The sequence below is a fragment of the Leuconostoc sp. DB-1 genome (assembly GCF_013414845.1).
GTDB lineage: Bacteria > Bacillota > Bacilli > Lactobacillales > Lactobacillaceae > Leuconostoc > Leuconostoc mesenteroides.
This window is the reverse complement of the sequence record NZ_JABFNJ010000001.1, coordinates 1,881,018-1,897,253: the sequence shown is the minus strand read 5'-3', so window position 1 is coordinate 1,897,253 and position 16,236 is coordinate 1,881,018. Positions and strand designations below refer to the sequence as shown.

At 38.1% G+C, this 16,236-nt stretch carries 17 protein-coding genes and 1 other annotated feature; all 17 genes read right to left on the bottom strand.

From position 1 onward, the window contains the following. Positions 1-24: 24 nt before the first annotated feature. On the bottom strand, positions 25-1,371 hold the full coding sequence (gene xylA / locus HFP47_RS09405; protein ID WP_179876368.1) for a xylose isomerase: 1,347 nt from the start codon (positions 1,369-1,371) through the stop codon (positions 25-27). Positions 1,372-1,545: 174 nt separating this feature from the next. Further along, the gene (locus HFP47_RS09400) at positions 1,546-2,715 is read right to left on the bottom strand and encodes an ROK family protein (protein WP_025267671.1); all 1,170 of its coding nucleotides are present in this window, start codon (positions 2,713-2,715) and stop codon (positions 1,546-1,548) included. Positions 2,716-2,920: 205 nt separating this feature from the next. Then, complete coding sequence (locus HFP47_RS09395; RefSeq protein ID WP_036089410.1) at positions 2,921-4,375, bottom strand: sugar porter family MFS transporter; 1,455 nt, start codon at positions 4,373-4,375, stop codon at positions 2,921-2,923. 142 nt (positions 4,376-4,517) lie between these two features. Further along, complete coding sequence (locus HFP47_RS09390) at positions 4,518-5,156, bottom strand: hemolysin III family protein (RefSeq protein WP_002815718.1); 639 nt, start codon at positions 5,154-5,156, stop codon at positions 4,518-4,520. An 83-nt stretch (positions 5,157-5,239) separates the two neighbouring features. Continuing rightward, positions 5,240-6,121: a DegV family protein gene (locus HFP47_RS09385; protein ID WP_011679091.1), complete on the bottom strand. Its 882-nt coding sequence runs from the start codon at positions 6,119-6,121 to the stop codon at positions 5,240-5,242. A 43-nt stretch (positions 6,122-6,164) separates the two neighbouring features. After that, the gene (locus HFP47_RS09380) at positions 6,165-6,503 is read right to left on the bottom strand and encodes a CrcB family protein (protein ID WP_011679090.1); all 339 of its coding nucleotides are present in this window, start codon (positions 6,501-6,503) and stop codon (positions 6,165-6,167) included. Further along, on the bottom strand, positions 6,500-6,898 hold the full coding sequence (locus tag HFP47_RS09375) for a CrcB family protein (protein WP_179876367.1): 399 nt from the start codon (positions 6,896-6,898) through the stop codon (positions 6,500-6,502). The genes HFP47_RS09380 and HFP47_RS09375 overlap by 4 nt, the downstream gene beginning before the upstream one ends. Positions 6,899-7,046: 148 nt before the next feature. Beyond that, the gene (gene solA / locus HFP47_RS09370; protein ID WP_179876366.1) at positions 7,047-8,174 is read right to left on the bottom strand and encodes an N-methyl-L-tryptophan oxidase; all 1,128 of its coding nucleotides are present in this window, start codon (positions 8,172-8,174) and stop codon (positions 7,047-7,049) included. Positions 8,175-8,209: 35 nt separating this feature from the next. After that, the gene (locus HFP47_RS09365; protein ID WP_179876365.1) at positions 8,210-9,073 is read right to left on the bottom strand and encodes a MetQ/NlpA family ABC transporter substrate-binding protein; all 864 of its coding nucleotides are present in this window, start codon (positions 9,071-9,073) and stop codon (positions 8,210-8,212) included. A gap of 47 nt (positions 9,074-9,120) precedes the next feature. Continuing rightward, on the bottom strand, positions 9,121-9,897 hold the full coding sequence (locus HFP47_RS09360) for an acetoin reductase (protein ID WP_014324174.1): 777 nt from the start codon (positions 9,895-9,897) through the stop codon (positions 9,121-9,123). Positions 9,898-9,947: 50 nt separating this feature from the next. Further along, positions 9,948-11,279 (bottom strand): APC family permease, encoded by a 1,332-nt coding sequence (locus tag HFP47_RS09355; protein ID WP_011679085.1) that lies wholly within the window; start codon positions 11,277-11,279, stop codon positions 9,948-9,950. A 1-nt stretch (position 11,280) separates the two neighbouring features. Then, a complete protein-coding gene (locus HFP47_RS09350; protein ID WP_011679084.1) occupies positions 11,281-12,027 on the bottom strand; it encodes a cyclase family protein in 747 nt (248 codons plus the stop codon). 72 nt (positions 12,028-12,099) lie between these two features. Next, positions 12,100-12,348, bottom strand: a binding site (T-box leader). A 74-nt stretch (positions 12,349-12,422) separates the two neighbouring features. Beyond that, entirely contained in the window at positions 12,423-12,737 is a 315-nt protein-coding gene (gene trxA, locus HFP47_RS09345) for a thioredoxin (RefSeq protein ID WP_010291094.1), read from the bottom strand. Between the two features lie 14 nt (positions 12,738-12,751). Continuing rightward, positions 12,752-13,918: an amidohydrolase gene (locus tag HFP47_RS09340; RefSeq protein ID WP_115230875.1), complete on the bottom strand. Its 1,167-nt coding sequence runs from the start codon at positions 13,916-13,918 to the stop codon at positions 12,752-12,754. 25 nt (positions 13,919-13,943) lie between these two features. Further along, on the bottom strand, positions 13,944-14,759 hold the full coding sequence (locus tag HFP47_RS09335; protein WP_179876364.1) for a transporter substrate-binding domain-containing protein: 816 nt from the start codon (positions 14,757-14,759) through the stop codon (positions 13,944-13,946). Between the two features lie 34 nt (positions 14,760-14,793). Next, complete coding sequence (locus HFP47_RS09330) at positions 14,794-15,546, bottom strand: amino acid ABC transporter ATP-binding protein (protein WP_011679081.1); 753 nt, start codon at positions 15,544-15,546, stop codon at positions 14,794-14,796. 14 nt (positions 15,547-15,560) lie between these two features. Next, the gene (locus HFP47_RS09325; RefSeq protein ID WP_010285713.1) at positions 15,561-16,229 is read right to left on the bottom strand and encodes an amino acid ABC transporter permease; all 669 of its coding nucleotides are present in this window, start codon (positions 16,227-16,229) and stop codon (positions 15,561-15,563) included. Between the last annotated feature and the right edge of the window lie 7 nt (positions 16,230-16,236).

Genomic DNA, 16,236 nt, shown 5'->3' with positions numbered 1-16,236 from the left:
AATGTCTTAAGACACATTCAAATCTTAAGATCCAAGTACAGAAAAAATGTAATTATTCAATGTTTGTTTGATTCGTTCTTGGCGACCTGACTTGAGGGTTGCGTTGATTTCTTCATCTGTTTTATTTTCAATATAGGTGGCCAATTCTTTTAAGGTAACTTTCCCAGCTTCAAAATCAGCGCCAATACCCGAATCAAATGAAGCATACCGCTCTTTCAGAACATTTTCAATCACTTGGTCATCAATTAGCTTAGCAGCAACTTTCAAGCCAGCAGCATAAGTATCCATACCAGCAATATGCGCGTAGAACAAATCGTCAGCTTGGAAACTTTGACGGCGTGCTTTCGAATCAAAATTCAAACCACCAGTTGGTAGACCCCCGTTTTTCAAGAATTCATACATTACTAAGGTCGCCTCATAAACATCATTTGGAAATTCATCAATGTCCCAACCAGTGAGCTTATCACCCATGTTAGCATCTAATGACCCTAGCAAACCAGCCTCTCGCGCAAATCTCACTTCATGCTCATACGTGTGACCAGCTAAGTAGGCGTGATTGCCTTCCAAGTTCAACTTGAATGTATCCTCTAATCCATAAGTTTTCAAGAAAGCAATTGTTGTTTGCACATCAAAATCATATTGATGCTGTGTTGGTTCTTTGGGCTTGGGTTCAATCAAGAATTGTCCCTGATAACCAATTTCATTTGCATAATCCTTAGCTAGCTTAAAGAATGCTGCAATATGGTCTAATTCACGTTTGGTGTCAGTATTTAATAGAAAGTCGTAGCCTTCTCGTCCGCCCCAGAAAACATATGATTCTGATCCTAAGCGCTTGGCAATATCTAATGAATGCTTAATTTGTCCAGCTGCATAAGCAAATACCTCAGCAAATGGTGTAGTTGCGCCACCAGCCAAAAAACGTTTATTCGTAAATAGTGATGAAGTATTCCATAAAAGTTTTTTACCTGTTTCATGCATTTTTTGTTCAATTTTGTCAATAACTTGATCTAAATTTTTATTTGTTTCGGCAAGTGTATTCCCTTCAGGTGCAAGATCACGATCATGAAAGGCAAAGTAATTAACGTCAGTTTTTTCCAAAAACTCAAACAAATAATCAACCTTCGCTAATGCTTGCTCCATTGAATCTGGTTTACCTTGATTGTCCCACGGCCGGACTGCTGTTCCTTCACCAAATGGGTCTACTAAGCGTTGATCCATTGTATGCCAATAAGTCACTGAAAACTTTAGCCAGTCACTCATTTTCTTACCTTTAACTACTTCATCTGGGTTATAATAATGAAATCCATCACCCGCTTGTAACGATTGTGTTCCTACAAATGTTACTTGGGGAAAATCAAAAAGTTCTGCCATTGTACTTATCCTCCTGTATTAATTTAATACAATTATCATAGTTGGTTACACCAACCAACTATGATAATTGTATACGCTTTCATTAATTTATGCAAGCTTATTAACCGAGTCCATTAACGCAACAATTATAAAAAAACAGGGACAGCGTAGTTACTGTCCTGCTTCACAAAAAGATTATAGCCTAAAACTAAGCGACAAACCGTCTAAATCTAATACTTCTCTGGCAATGCTCGATGCTCCACCTAATAATGTTGCATCGTATACTGAGTGATTTGCAAATAATATCTCGGACTGATTGATTGGATTTAACATTTGATAAGCCACAATCACGCGCTCTAATAAGTCAGGCATTTCAGCAATAAAACGTGAATGAATGAATAAAGCTTCCGGTGCCAGTGTTTGCACTAAATTAAATGCCACTCGTGAAATACCACGAACCCACTCATCAAGCAACAAACTAACAGTCTCTGGTTGTTCTTTTCTCAGTTGAATGAATCGATCCCTATCTTGAACAATCAACCCAGTTCGTTCGGCAGTTCTTCGTAACATAGCATCTTCAGAATATAAATCTTCAATTCTAACTGTCTCACCTGTACTTGTTTCAATCACACTACGACCTATCTCACCGGTTCGACCCTGTATCCCTCGATACAACTCACCATTAATTATAATCCCAGCGCCAATCCCATAGTGAATGTTTAAAACAACCATATTATTATAATGATCAGACTTGCGATAATCATGATAATCGCGCATATAGGTGGCCGCAAAATTGGCTTCGTTTTCCAAAACCACACGTACGCCACTGACGTTTTCAAGTTCTACTGCCATGTCTAGTTGTGAGTAATCGAAAAAAGGGGAATATTGTACCTTGTTATTTTCAACGACACCATGGATACCAACTGATATTCCCATCAGCCCGTTCAAGGTACCATTTTTATTATTCTTATACTTTTTAATCTGAGATATCATTAGCTCAGTTACTTGTAATACGCTCATGCCGTCCACAGCAGTATTTTGTTTCATAATCACTGCTCCACCAACCTGAACCAGTGCTGTCCGCAAATGATGTCGCCCCATATCAAAAGAAATGACGTACCCATAACGTCGATTAAACCGAATCAGCTTTGCTTTACGGCCTCCCGTCTCGGAAGTTTCACCATCACCAAGGCTTTCAATAAAGCCTTTCTCATCCAAATCGCGGTAAATAGAGCTGATTGTCGATTTATTTAAGTTTAAATCAATAGCTAATTGCGCCCGGGATGTTTCGTCAGCATTAAAAAGCGCTTGTAAAACTAAGCGCTGATTATGATCACGAATAGTTAGATGATCTGACTTTTTCATCTGAAATGCCCTCAAATAGTTTTCTATTAGTTTTAACAGTACCTCCATTGTACGGTAACCGACACATGCTTTCAAGTTGGCGTCCAAACACCGGAATATGAAGCAATGAATGTTTAAACTAAAAAACCTATGCGCATCAGTACAAAATATTTGCTTGATGCGCATAGGTTTAATGAGTAAAAATTCAGAATACGTATGAGTTCAGCTATTTTATCCCAACATAGTCACTCTCCAGATAGCCTTTTGCATGGGCTTTTGATCTCAAGTCTGATTCGATAGATTCTAATGAACGATTACGAGTCTCGATTGTAAATTTAGCAATAAACCAAATAGCAACAAAGCACAAAACACCATAAATGATAAAGAGCTTAGCAATCCCTTGCCCCTCTGCATTAATAGCATGATCTGGTGTAAAAGCGATTAAAAGCATAGGAAATGACTGTGACACAGCAAAATTAGCTGTCCAGTTTATAACGGCACCAAACGAGTTACCAAGTCCACGTATATTAAGTGGAAATGCCTCTCCTATCATAACCCACATAACTGGTCCCCAAGTAGCCGAAAAGAAAGCAATATAGAGCGTCAAAGCAATGACACATATCCATGAACCAACATTACCATTTCCCGCTCGAAGAACAAGCATCGCTGTTGACATCGTTAACAGCGATGCACCCATACCAATAGCACCATAGGTTAGCATTTTCTTTCGATCTATTTTATCCATTATTTTAACCGCAATCGCGGTAACAATCACGTTAAATAATCCGATAACAATATGTGATTGGAGTGCAAAATGTTCACTAAACCCCGCAGAAATGAATATTTTTGGTGCGTAATATAATACGGTGTTACATCCCATAACCTGTTGAAAAATGGCCAGTCCTAAAGCCATTATTAACACTGGCCGTGCCATGGGACCAAATAGTTCCTTGAAACCACCGGAAGGTGTGTTCGCTTGTAGTTTAATATCATATAACTCTTCTTCTACAAGTTTTGCGTTTGGATTCATGGTTGATAAGACCTTTTGGGCTTCACTCATTTTTCCTTGTTTGACTAGGAAACGTGGCGACTCTGGAAGCGAAAGACCGCCGATAAATAACAGGGCAGCCGGCACTGCTGCTAATCCAAGCATCCAATGCCATCCGACATTTTGATCGAGTCCTAACCACCCACTTGGAGAAAGCCATTCATTTGAAACATAGGCAAGAAATATTCCCGTCATGATCATTAATTGAAATAAGGTTCCTATTCCGCCACGTTTGTCTGCAGGAGATAATTCTGCCAGATAAGTTGGAATCAATGCTGAAGCCGCTCCAACTGCGATACCCAACAATACCCGCGAAGTGACCAGTAGTGTGTAATTAAAACCAATTCCAGATCCCAAAGCACCTACAAAGAAAATTATCGCTGCTGATAAAAGAAGTTTTTTCCTGCCTAGTTTATCAGACATTGGACCTATAATTGCGGCACCAAGAATGGCACCAAGCAATACAGACGCCGTAATGAATCCATCTTCAAAAGATCCTGTCTGAATTTCTAATTCTTTTCCGATGAATAACATAGCACCAGATATTACACCCGTGTCATATCCGAATAGGAGGCCACCAAGGGCTCCAAAAAAATAAATAAAATTATTTGAGATAGGTTTACGTTTCAACATGATTTCTCCTTACTTTTATTTTTATATTGGAAGCGCTTACAACAAATACATTATACAACCGTTAGTTTATTTACGCAACCAACTAACTTTAATAAAGTAATCATTATTTTGAAAATAGTCATAAAAAAAAGCCTAACGGCTTTTACAAAGAAATGTAGATACTAGCAAACATTAATCCAGCGCCACCTAAGACGAAGAGATGCCAATAAACATGACCCATTGGAATTTTAGGAATAAGATAAAAAATAGTTCCCGCCGAATAGGTCAAGCCTCCAGCAACAAGTAACCAGAAGGCGGTATGCGACAAAACGCCCCAAAGAATAGGCATTGCTAGAATAATCAACCACCCCATGACCAGATAAATCGTCACCGATACCCAAGGCCATCGTCCAACAAAAAATAAATCATAAACAAATCCGGCAATCGTCATTGCTAAAATAGCGCCCCAAATAGTCCAGCCAACCCAGCCCTTAATCAATAACCATGTGTAGGGCGTGTAACTACCTAAGATAACAAGATATATGCCTGCATGGTCAAAAAATTGAAAGATTTTTGCCGCACGGGTAAACACGAGCGAATGAAATAGCGTTGAGGCAAGTAGAAAAAAACCAACCGTACTAATATAGATGATAACCGCAGTTAAAGTCAATGCGGTAACTGGTTTGCTCAACACATGAATCATCAACATTACACCGGCAATCACAGCTAAAATGAACCCAAATCCGTGCGTGACCGCGTTGAGCACTTCATAAACAATTTGAAAACGTCTTGATCGTTGCATTAGTAAACCCCGTAAATTATTCTATTCTTAATTATACAATAAAACCAGCACCAATTTTGGTTGATACTGGTTTTTATTACCGATTAAATTAAATCTTCCCAATCACGTGCCCAGATTACACCCATGGCGCCATCGCCTGTATGTACGCCAATAAATGCACCAATCACACCACGTTCAAATTTAACGGTAGGATATTCAGACTGTAAATCTTTCAACCATTTATCGCCTAACTTCGTGTTATTACCATCAATTACATAGGCCCGAACAGGATAATCAGCTTCTGCTAATGACTGACGTAATGGTTCTTTTATTTCTTTTAAAGCCCCACTCATCTTGCGTGCCTTGCCAACAGCTCCTATTTTCCCTTCGTCTTGAACATCAATGGACAAAATTGGTTTGATATTCAACAAACCACCAATTAAAGCTTGGCCGCGTGATAAGCGACCTGTGCGTTGTAAATGTGAAATATCATTGACAACGAAGCGAACGTCAATGGTTGATCGTAGTTGTTCTAATGATGTAATAATTTCATCAAGTGAACGGTTTTTCTCCGCCATGGCAGCTGCTAATATAGCTTGCACACCGGCACCCATTACTGCTATTTTTGAATCCCACGCGCGAACTTCATCCATACCGTCATATGATTGCGCAATTGCATTAGCTGTTTGATAGGTGCCTGAAATACCAGATGAAAGCGTAATCAAAATGGCCTGATTGTAACCGGATGCTTTAGCTAAGTTCAGCGCTTCTTCCCAATCGCCAGGGGCCGGTTGAGATGTGGAGGCCAATTGCTTTTTTTCTTGCATCATTTTAACAAGTTCACCCAAACTATGAATATCCACAGTCTCCTTGTAGACTTCATCCCCAAAAATAATGGGATCATTCACTTGAAAAATATGATACCGGTTGCGAATAGCTACTGGCATTGCCGAAGATGAATCAATAATAACTGCTATTTTACTCATTATTTTGTCCTCATTAATATGTTCAACTTAATTTGGTATTCTTTCATAATATCGTGATTAGCGCAGTTCCTGCACTAAAGAAAATCATACCAAAAATGATTTGCCAAGCTAAGTACCAAGCTTGTTGGCCACGAGTGTATTGACCGCTTTGTGTCATCATCGTACTAAAAGTCGTTAGCCCCGCAATTACACCCGTCGTCCAAAAGCTATGCATCGCGTAGGTTGCGCCTGTAGCCATAAGATAACCTAGCGCGAAACTGCCAACCATATTAACAATGAATACGGCAGTAAAGTATTTCGACTTAGCTGGCCACGTATTCAGAACAATATACCGCAGCATTGTACCTAATGCCGAACCAATGGCTACCCCTAGTATTGTCATACATGTGCCTCACCGATCTTGTTGCCAAAGTAGTTACCCAATTTTAACATGATAAGACCACCACCAAGAGTTAATATCATATAAACTAAAGCATTGGCTACGCTAATGAATAACTGTTGATGTACTTGCCAAATCATGGTGCTAAATGTCGTGAATCCACCTAAAACACCAGTACCAAGGAAAGACTGCCACCGCTCTAACCGACTGCGATGAATCGCTAGATAGGCGCCCAACATTGCTAATAGCAAAGTACCAAGCCAATTAATTAACATCGTCATTACTGGCATTGGTCCAATTATTGGAACTAATCCCAAAAGATACCGCGTAGCCCCACCAATGGCACCGCCAAGTCCGGTAACTAATAGTTCAGTTAGAAAATTCTTCTGATTTTGCATACCCTCTATTTTAGCAATTTTATGCTTATTCAGCAAAATTTTTAACTGTTATAAATTTATCATGAACATTGAAAAAGCAACTACTTAAATTAGTAGTTGCTTTTTTTCACGCCATCATTTAATTTTACTAAAGCATTTCAATATTTTCTTATGAATTAAACCGCGATAACAAAAATGGTGAGAGGTCAAAATCCAATGTTTCATTTAACGCTTTGGCAACCAATGTTTCGCCTAACACACTAGCAAATTTAAAACCATGACCACTTAATCCTGAAACAAACTGAATATTTTTCTTTCCTGGTAAATCGTCAACGATAAAGTGTTCATCCGGTGACAAATCATAACTGCAGGCCACACCATGATCCAAGTTACCAACAGTTTTCAAGACACTGTTTAACAAAGGTTCTATTTCTGTTCTATCCTCATTAAGGGCATCGAAGTCAAGTCGTTCTTCTCGCTTCGTGATATATTGCCCTCCCTGGTGTCGACCTATTTTAATGAGCCCTTTATTGGCTGGAAAACCGTAATAATGTGTACCGTCACCGAGTTGAATTGTAAATGCTGGAAAACCGATCTCTTCTGCCAGCTGTTTTGGTGCTTCAAACCACGAAACAACTTTTCTAACTGGCTGAATGGGTAGGTTGGGTATCAGATCTTTAACCCAAGTACCAACAGTTATAACAGCCGATTTCCCTATAAATGTACCTGCATTTGTGGTCACATGAACAAATCCATTATCATCATTATCAACCGAAATGACCTGCGTGTTAAATTGTTCATGAGCGCCCAACCGTTTAGCTTCTTTAACATACGTATCAATAGCTAGTTCTGATTTCAAATAGCCAGAGTTCTTTTCTAAAACCGCCCTGAATTGATCAGGTATTGTAAATTGTGGCCACTTTTTTCTGGCTTCAGAAGCATCATATACTTCGATCGGTAACTCATATTTTTCAGCAGAAGTTATGATATTATTTAAAAAGATCGATTGCTTAGGTGCTATATTCAGCACTCCTGTTTGATGAAATATGTCAACTTGTGTGTCTCTTTTTAGTTCGTTCCATAGTTCTTGCGCACGCAATACAAGAGGTACGTAAGATGAACCTTCACCATAAGCATGGCGAATCATCCTAGTTTCGCCATGGTGTGATCCATTAGTATGTGGCGGTGTGGCGGAATCAATTTCCAAAACACTTAACCCTCTCTTAGCGGCATAATAACCAGTGCTAGAGCCAACAGAACCAGTTCCTATAACAATCAAATCATAAATTTCAGCCATGTTAACTCCTTACTTTTGAAAATTCTAATGATAAACTAGTCAGCTAAATAAGAGACAGACTTTTGAACTTCGATTTTAGTCCCATCAAACTTTTTGTTAATATATTTTTGAGCTGCTTTACTATGATACAACTTAACTAACTTTTTAAATCTAGCATTATTCTTATTCTTTTCTGCTGTGGCTAGAATATTAATATTGTCCTTTGTTGATTGGTTAATTTTTTCGTAGTAAAGTGAATCTTTCAAAACATTCAGTTTGCCTTCTAATGCGATTGTATTTCCAATAAGTGCAGCGGCAATCGAATTGTCTTTAATCACTCGTGGCCCGGTCGTATCATCAATTTCTTTAAACTTGAAGTTGTGTGGGTTGTTTTTAATGTCATTAACGCCAGAAAGACTACCAAAATTATCTTTTAATGTTATTAATCCTGCTTTTGCCAGCAGTTTCAATCCACGTGCCGTGTTAGCTGCATTGTTAGCAATAGCAATTGTTGAACCATCTGGAATATCGTCGATAGAATCATATTTTTCAGAGTAAATGCCCATAGGCTCTAAGTATGTCGTCCCTAAAACACTCAACTTGTTCGAGCTATTATTCTTGTTATAAGCCACAAAATATGCGTATGATTGAAAGGCATTAACATCCACTTTCCCTTGTGCAGTCGCTGCATTTAGTGAAACCCCATCAGTGAAGTTCTTAACCTTGATAGTGATATTTTCTTTTTTGGTTTCTGGTAGTTTTGCAATATATTCCCAAATTTGGGCATCCGATCCTATTGATCCGACCGTCACTTCCGTCTTATCGGTTGTTTGCGCCGTGTTTCTATGAATAATCACACCTGCTACAATAACAATTCCTGCCACAACAGCTGCTATAACTACCGTTTTCTTTTTTACCATCTCAAATTCTCTTTCCTGTACTTTTTATTAGAAATACTTACAAAACATCAATGAAATCTCATACCACCATCAATTAAAATCGATTGCCCAGTAATATACTTTGCCTGCTGTGAAACCAAAAATGATACAACATCGGCTACATCATCAGGCAAAGCCGCTCTTCCTAACGCAATTTCATTGACAACACTTTGCCTTTGAATCTCAGCTGTTGTGTTTTTAATTTGTGCTGTTCGCTGATCAATATAATCGCGCAAAGGTGTAATAACAATACCCGGATCATAAGCATTTACAGTGATATTATATTTTGCGAGTTCTTTTGCCGCAGATTGACCTAATCCTCTAATGGCAAATTTGGAAGCTGAATATGCGCCTTGTAGTGCAGATCCTTCCACTGCAGCCAGTGAAGCAGCATTGATTATCCTTCCGCCACTCCCTTGCTTTTTCAACTGTTTTGCAGCCGCCTGGATTCCCCAAAAAGTGCCCTTAAGGTTAACATCAAACAACCGCTCAACTTTTTCCGGATCACTATCGATAATGCTATCAATGTAGGCAATCCCTGCGTTATTAACAAATACATCTAGCCGCCCAAAATCAGCTACTACTTTATCAACCAAATCAAAAACTGATTTTCGATCAGCAACATCTAAAACATAATATTTGGCTTGGTTTTCCTTAATAGCGTTGATACTATCACTCACATATTTAGCACTAGATTCATCAATGTCGACTACTGCAACGTAATAATTTTCTGTCGCGAGTCTCTCAGCAATTGCTTTTCCTATTCCTCTACCACTGCCTGTAATAATTGCTACTTTCTTTGACATTTACTACCCCTGTCTCTTTACATAAAGTTTGTATCATTAGCATTGAAAATTTATTCTGAAAAATCAAACTGGGGTACAGGTTTTTTAAAAATACTCGTTTTATATACTAAAATAACGAGTCCAATGATTAACCAAAATAACCCAGTTAATTTTGCTTCAAGAGCTAAACTCAAAAATATCCACAAACTCACTGAAAACCCAATGAAGGGTGACACTAAATACTTTACAAACGACTCAATATTTTTATCAGGACGCTTGATATAAAAATGCCAAATAACAGCTATGTTTAATGACAAAAAACCAAATAGGGCGCCAAAGCTAATTAAATTTGATACTGTGGTTAACGATAATGATAGGGAAAGGGCAACAGATACAATCCCCACAAGTATAATGGCAACCCACGGCGTGTTATAACGGGGATGCAAGTAGGATAAGCGCTTTGGTAAAATACCGTCTCGTCCCATTGAATACAAAATTCTTGATACCGCGGTCTGCCCTTCTTGACCACCCGCCAAACCAAATGACAAAACTAAAGTGAATTCAGCTAAATGCACTAACCAGCTACCACCCACTTTTCCCAAAATAGTTAAAAATGCTGTATCTGGATTTAATTCACTATAATTTGGTGCAACAAAACCTGCAAAGAATGTAACGATGACGAATAATGAGCCGATTAAAATAATTGACAACACAATCGCTTTTCCAATTGATTTAGTTGGATCGTTAGCTTCTTCTGATAAAGTACTAATGGCATCAAAACCTAAATAACTGACAATAACAATCCCAGTCGCTTGAACAACTCCGGACAAATCAAAATGACTAGCATTATAAAACGAACTGACATTAAAACTAACTGTACCATTCGCTAAGGCAACAATAGTCCCCACGATGAAAGCTATTAAAACCACGCCCTGTAACCCAAAAAGTAACCAACTGAATTTCGATACAACTTTAATCCCTAATAAATTGATAACTGTATTAAATATGGCTATGCCTAGAATCCAAACCCAGAAAGGAACAGCCGGCAACAATGACTGACCGAAAGACGCGCTGATAAGATAGGTTATAACGGGAATTAAAATATAATCAAGCGTTATACCCCATCCTGATAGAAAACCTAACACAGGATTTGTTCCTTTTTGAACGTAAGTATACACCGAACCAGAGTAAGGAAACTCACTAGCCATGCTAGCATAACTAAATCCAGTAAATAACATAGCAATCATTCCGATTAGATAAGCTAGCGCCACCATACCATGGGCTGGCGATAGAAATGAACCGTAAAAGGCGATAGGCGCTACTGGGATCATGAATATAATGCCGTAAACAACCAAATCTTTTGTGGAAAGTGATCGTGATAATGTTATTTTATTCTCTGCCATATCAAACCTCCTCGGGAACTATGGCAAATACTCGAGCTGGAAATCCAGGAGATTTTTCAACTTTCGGCACTGATATTGAAATTAAAGCGCCCGTGGCCGGCACTTGGTCCAAATTAGCCAATAGTTCAATTTGATAATGGCCACTACTCAATACATAATATTCACCTTCAAACCCTTTTTCTGGTTGTAAAATGGCAGGGTCAGTATCGAAAGTTTCATGTCCATTTGCTATTGCTTGACGCTCTTCATAAATATATTTAAGTGCTTCCAAAGACCAGCCAGGATAATGATTTTGTAAATTATCATCCTTATTTTCAAATTGTTCTTGTGATGGCCAACGCTTTGACCAGTCTGTTCGTAACGCTACAAAAGCTTTTGGTGGAATGGTGCCATGCTCCTTTTCCCACTGCTTAATATCTTCCACTGTTAAAATATAATCTGCATTACTTGCTACTTCACTTGATTTGTCAATGACTACTAACGGTAGTAAAAAGTCTTTCAGATCAATATCTGAGTCATATACATTCTGATTTTTCTCGAAATGTACCGGTGGATCAATATGCGTACCATACTGACCTGGGAAGGTATACTGTTTCACGAAAAAACCATCATCATGTGTAAAAAGTGTTTCAAATTTTGCGGCAGCGAACGCTGGGAAGTGCGGGCTATCAGGCCCAAATGTATGGGTTAAATCAACCCACTGAAATTCTTTCAATTCTGATAAGATGTTATTTAATTTGTTTGTCATAGACCATTCTCCATTATTTTTTCTACATACGACAATAAAAAAGTCCCATAATCTTTGCCTTGTCTACAAAGATTATGGGACGAAAAACTCGTGTTACCACCCAAATTCTATAAAGTATCACTACTTTATACTTGACAGGTACATCAAAAGAAATATACCTTAACGCGATAACGGGCGCACCCGAATGACATTTACTCACATTAAGCTCATATCAATTTAACTCCAAGACCATTTTCCAAATTTTTATGATGCTAACTTTCACCTCACGTTAGCTCTCTACACAATCACTCTAATTTGTACTTATCTTTTCAAAGTTTTTGGTTATAATCATCTTATTGTATCCACATTGAATAATAATGTCAATGTTATTATTCAATGTCTTCCTCTGCTAATGCTTAATCAACATACTTATTTAAAATATTCACTAGCTGTTCGCTATTATGAAAGCCAGTTAGTCGTTCAACGATTTTCCCGTCTTTGTGCACTACCAAGGTAGGTATAGCTCGAATGCCAAGCGAAGCAGCTGTTTCTTGACTAATGTCTACGTCAACTTTAAAAAAATGAATATCATTTCTATCTTCAGATACAGTTTCTAACACAGGTGACTGCATCCGACACGGGCCACACCAAGTAGCCCAGAAATCAACGATAGAAACACCAGTTTCTACTTCTTCTTGATATTGTTCATCAGTTATTGCTTTTACTACCATTCTTAAAAATTCTCCTATCTATCATTTGTGGTTGTACCACTAAAATGTGCTAATAACCGGTTAGCTGTGTAGAAATACCATCTAGCAGCTGGCAACAGACCACGGTCGTCAATAATTAAATCATCATGATGCCAATCAGTTGTGCCTGCACTACCAATAAATGCAAAAACACTTGGTACTTTCTGACTAAAATACGAAAAATCTTCTCCTGCATTAGATGGTTTTGGTGTGAGTAATTTCGCATGTTGTTTGGTTTCTTCTATAACAATGGGCGTCAGCTCACTATCGTTATTAACAACGTTTGGACCTTCAATCCAGGAAATATCAACCGCCAAACCAAAAGTTGCAGCCTGGCCGTTAACAATTTGATAGAATTGTTCTCGAGCTAATTGACGACTGGCCTGGTCAAAACTTCGAACCGTACCCTCAAACCAAGCAACATCAGGTAATACATTCCATGTACTACCACCATCAATATGTGTAACAGAAACAACAACTGGACTTTGTGGATCTGTTTTACGGCTAACAACGGTCTGTAGCGTATTGACGGTGCTCGTTAAAGCAACAATGGGGTCATTCCCTAACTGTGGCATAGCCGCGTGTGTACCCTGACCACGAAAAGTAACTTTAAATTGATCAACTGCCGCCATCAATCCACCAGATAGAATGCCAATTTCGTTAACTTTCAGGTCCGGCTTATTATGGAAACCAATAATTGCATTCAAGTTTTTAATACCACCAGCTTCTGCCACAGCTTGGGCACCTACATGAATTTCTTCTGCGGGTTGAAAAATTAATCGAACCCTGCCGGTTAGCTTATTAGCTTGGTCAGCTAATAATTCTGCCGCTCCTAACAAGGAAGCCATATGGAAGTCATGCCCGCAAGCATGCATAATACCTTCATTAACCGATGCATAATTGAGCCCAGTTTTTTCGGCGATTGGTAAGGCATCAATATCTGATCTTAATCCAATAATTACGTTTGATTCACTTGGCCCTATTTCAGCAATCACACCAGTCAATAATTTTTGTGGTGTTACAATATGATAACCTAAAGTTTCCAAGTAACTATTTAAAAACAATGTAGTCTGGTGTTCTTGATTAGATAGTTCCGGATGTTGGTGCAGCTGATGGCGTACCTTGGTTAATTTATCTTCTAGTGTTTTGTCATTGATTGCCATTATATTGCCTCATGTTCTTATCCTGTTACTTTAAATCAGCTGTTGCGTCATACCCGAAGTATTTTTCGGATAGTTTTTTCAACGTCCTATCTTCCTTTAGTTTATTGATTGCTGGGTTGAGCTTCTTTAATATTTTTGCGCTTTCACTATCATCTTTACGGAAAGGCAAGGCAATATTTACAGTTGCTGCACTCCCTTTCACAACCTTCCAAGGGTAATTTTTGGCTTTGATTAACGCCTCTAAATTATTACGTGTGTTAACCACACCATCAACGTGCCCTGCTAGTAAAGCTTGAAAAGTGACGTCACGGGCATCATATAACTTAAATTTGATTTTACTATTATAGTCTTGCAAATTTTTGGTATTGTTTGAAGCAGATGCGCCAGCAATTGTCTTGCCTTCTAAATCATTTAATGTATTATAATCAGAATCTTTGTTAACTGCTACTGTTGTTTCTTCTTTGTTATAAATATTACTAAACTTGTACTTAGCTTTTCTTTCTGGTGTAATAGCAACATCATTAGCCACAGTGTCAAGCTTATTGTTATCTAGTTGCCCCAGCAAACCATCGAATTCACCAGTGACCCACTGTACTTTGTATCCTGCTTTTTTTGCTGCAGCATTGATTACGTCAACATCAAAACCAACTAATTTTCCTTTTGATTTGTATGCTGTTGGGAAGCTGGTTCCCGTCGCGCCAATTTTAAGCACTTTTTGTTTAGTATCTTCTTTGGCTTCGTTTTTATGGTTATTGGTTTGATAAATCAAACCGCCTACGGCAACAATAGCAATTAATACTACGACGATAATCACACTAATGATTGGGTTCCTTTTTTTCATACGCTCTTCTCTTTTCTTTTTTATTCAATACAGCTTATAAATAATTATTTTTTGAAACAGAATTTACAAAATCATTGACTCTTTTGGGACCATTGCTTGACAAGACTTGATCAGGCGATCCTTTATGGACAATTTGTCCATTTTCTAAGAAAATAATTTGATTTCCGATTAGTCGGGCGAATTCCATTTCATGTGTCACAATAACCATTGTTATATGCTGTTTGGCTAATGCCAGTATCGTTTTTAAAACACTTCCAACTAATTCAGGATCTAATGCCGAGGTTGGCTCATCCAATAAGACAACAGATGGTTTTGCTGCAATTGCACGAGCTATTGAAACGCGCTGCTGCTGTCCCCCTGAAAGTGAACTTGGATACTTATCTTGAAACGCCACTAATCCTACTTCCGATAAGACTGATGCAGCAATGTCATGTGCTTCATCCCACTTAGCCAATTTATTTAACAATAGGGGTGCCATCACATTCTCAATGACAGTCATATTTTTAAATAGATTAAATTGCTGGAATACCATTGTTGACTCCGATCGTAAGGATCGCGTTGATTTTTTGTTAATTTTACGGCCATCAATAGATGTTCCACCAATTTTTATAGTACCTTGAGAAGGTTCTTGTAACAGATTTAGTGTTCGTAAGAGCGTTGTTTTCCCTGAACCACTCGGTCCAACCAAAACCGTCACCTCTCCCTTCTCAACAGAAAAATTGATTTCCTGCAGTATTTTCTTTTTTTTAATTTCAACAGATAAATTATTTACTTCAATCAGAGCCATAATGTCTATCCTTTCTAACTATATGGCGTGTTCAGTACTCTCTCTACCCCAGACTGTGCCCATGAATAAAGAATAATTAACACCCAATATGTAAGACCGACCGCTAAATATGTTTCAAAATATTTAAATGAATCACCGGCCAACATCTTTCCTTCTGCAAAAACCTCTGTTATGCCTAAAGTAAAGGCTAACGAAGTTTCTTTTAACAAACCAACAAATGTATTACCCGTAGCAGGTAAGGCATTGATAAATGCTTGCGGTAAAATTACATAACGGAAAATTTTAAAACTTTTGATATTAAGTGACTGTCCTGCCTCTATTTGCCCTCTATCAACAGAATTTACCGCTGCTCTAAATACCTCAGATAAGTAAGCAGATTGCTTGAAACCAAGACCAATAACAGTGGCAATAATGGCAGGCAACCCTTTAAATATCGGGAAAATTTGTGGTAAACCATAATAGATTAAGAATAGCTGCACCAAAGCTGGCATTCCTCGAAAGAAAGATACGTATATTGAAGCAAACCAATGAATAACCTTATAATGCGAAAAGTGTAGTAATGTAATTATGCCACCCAATACTATCGCTAATAACATAGATAGTATTGCTAACAAAAGCGTCATCGGAATATATTTCACAAGTTCTGGAAATGTATTTACAAAGTAATGCCAATCAAAATTCATATTTCAC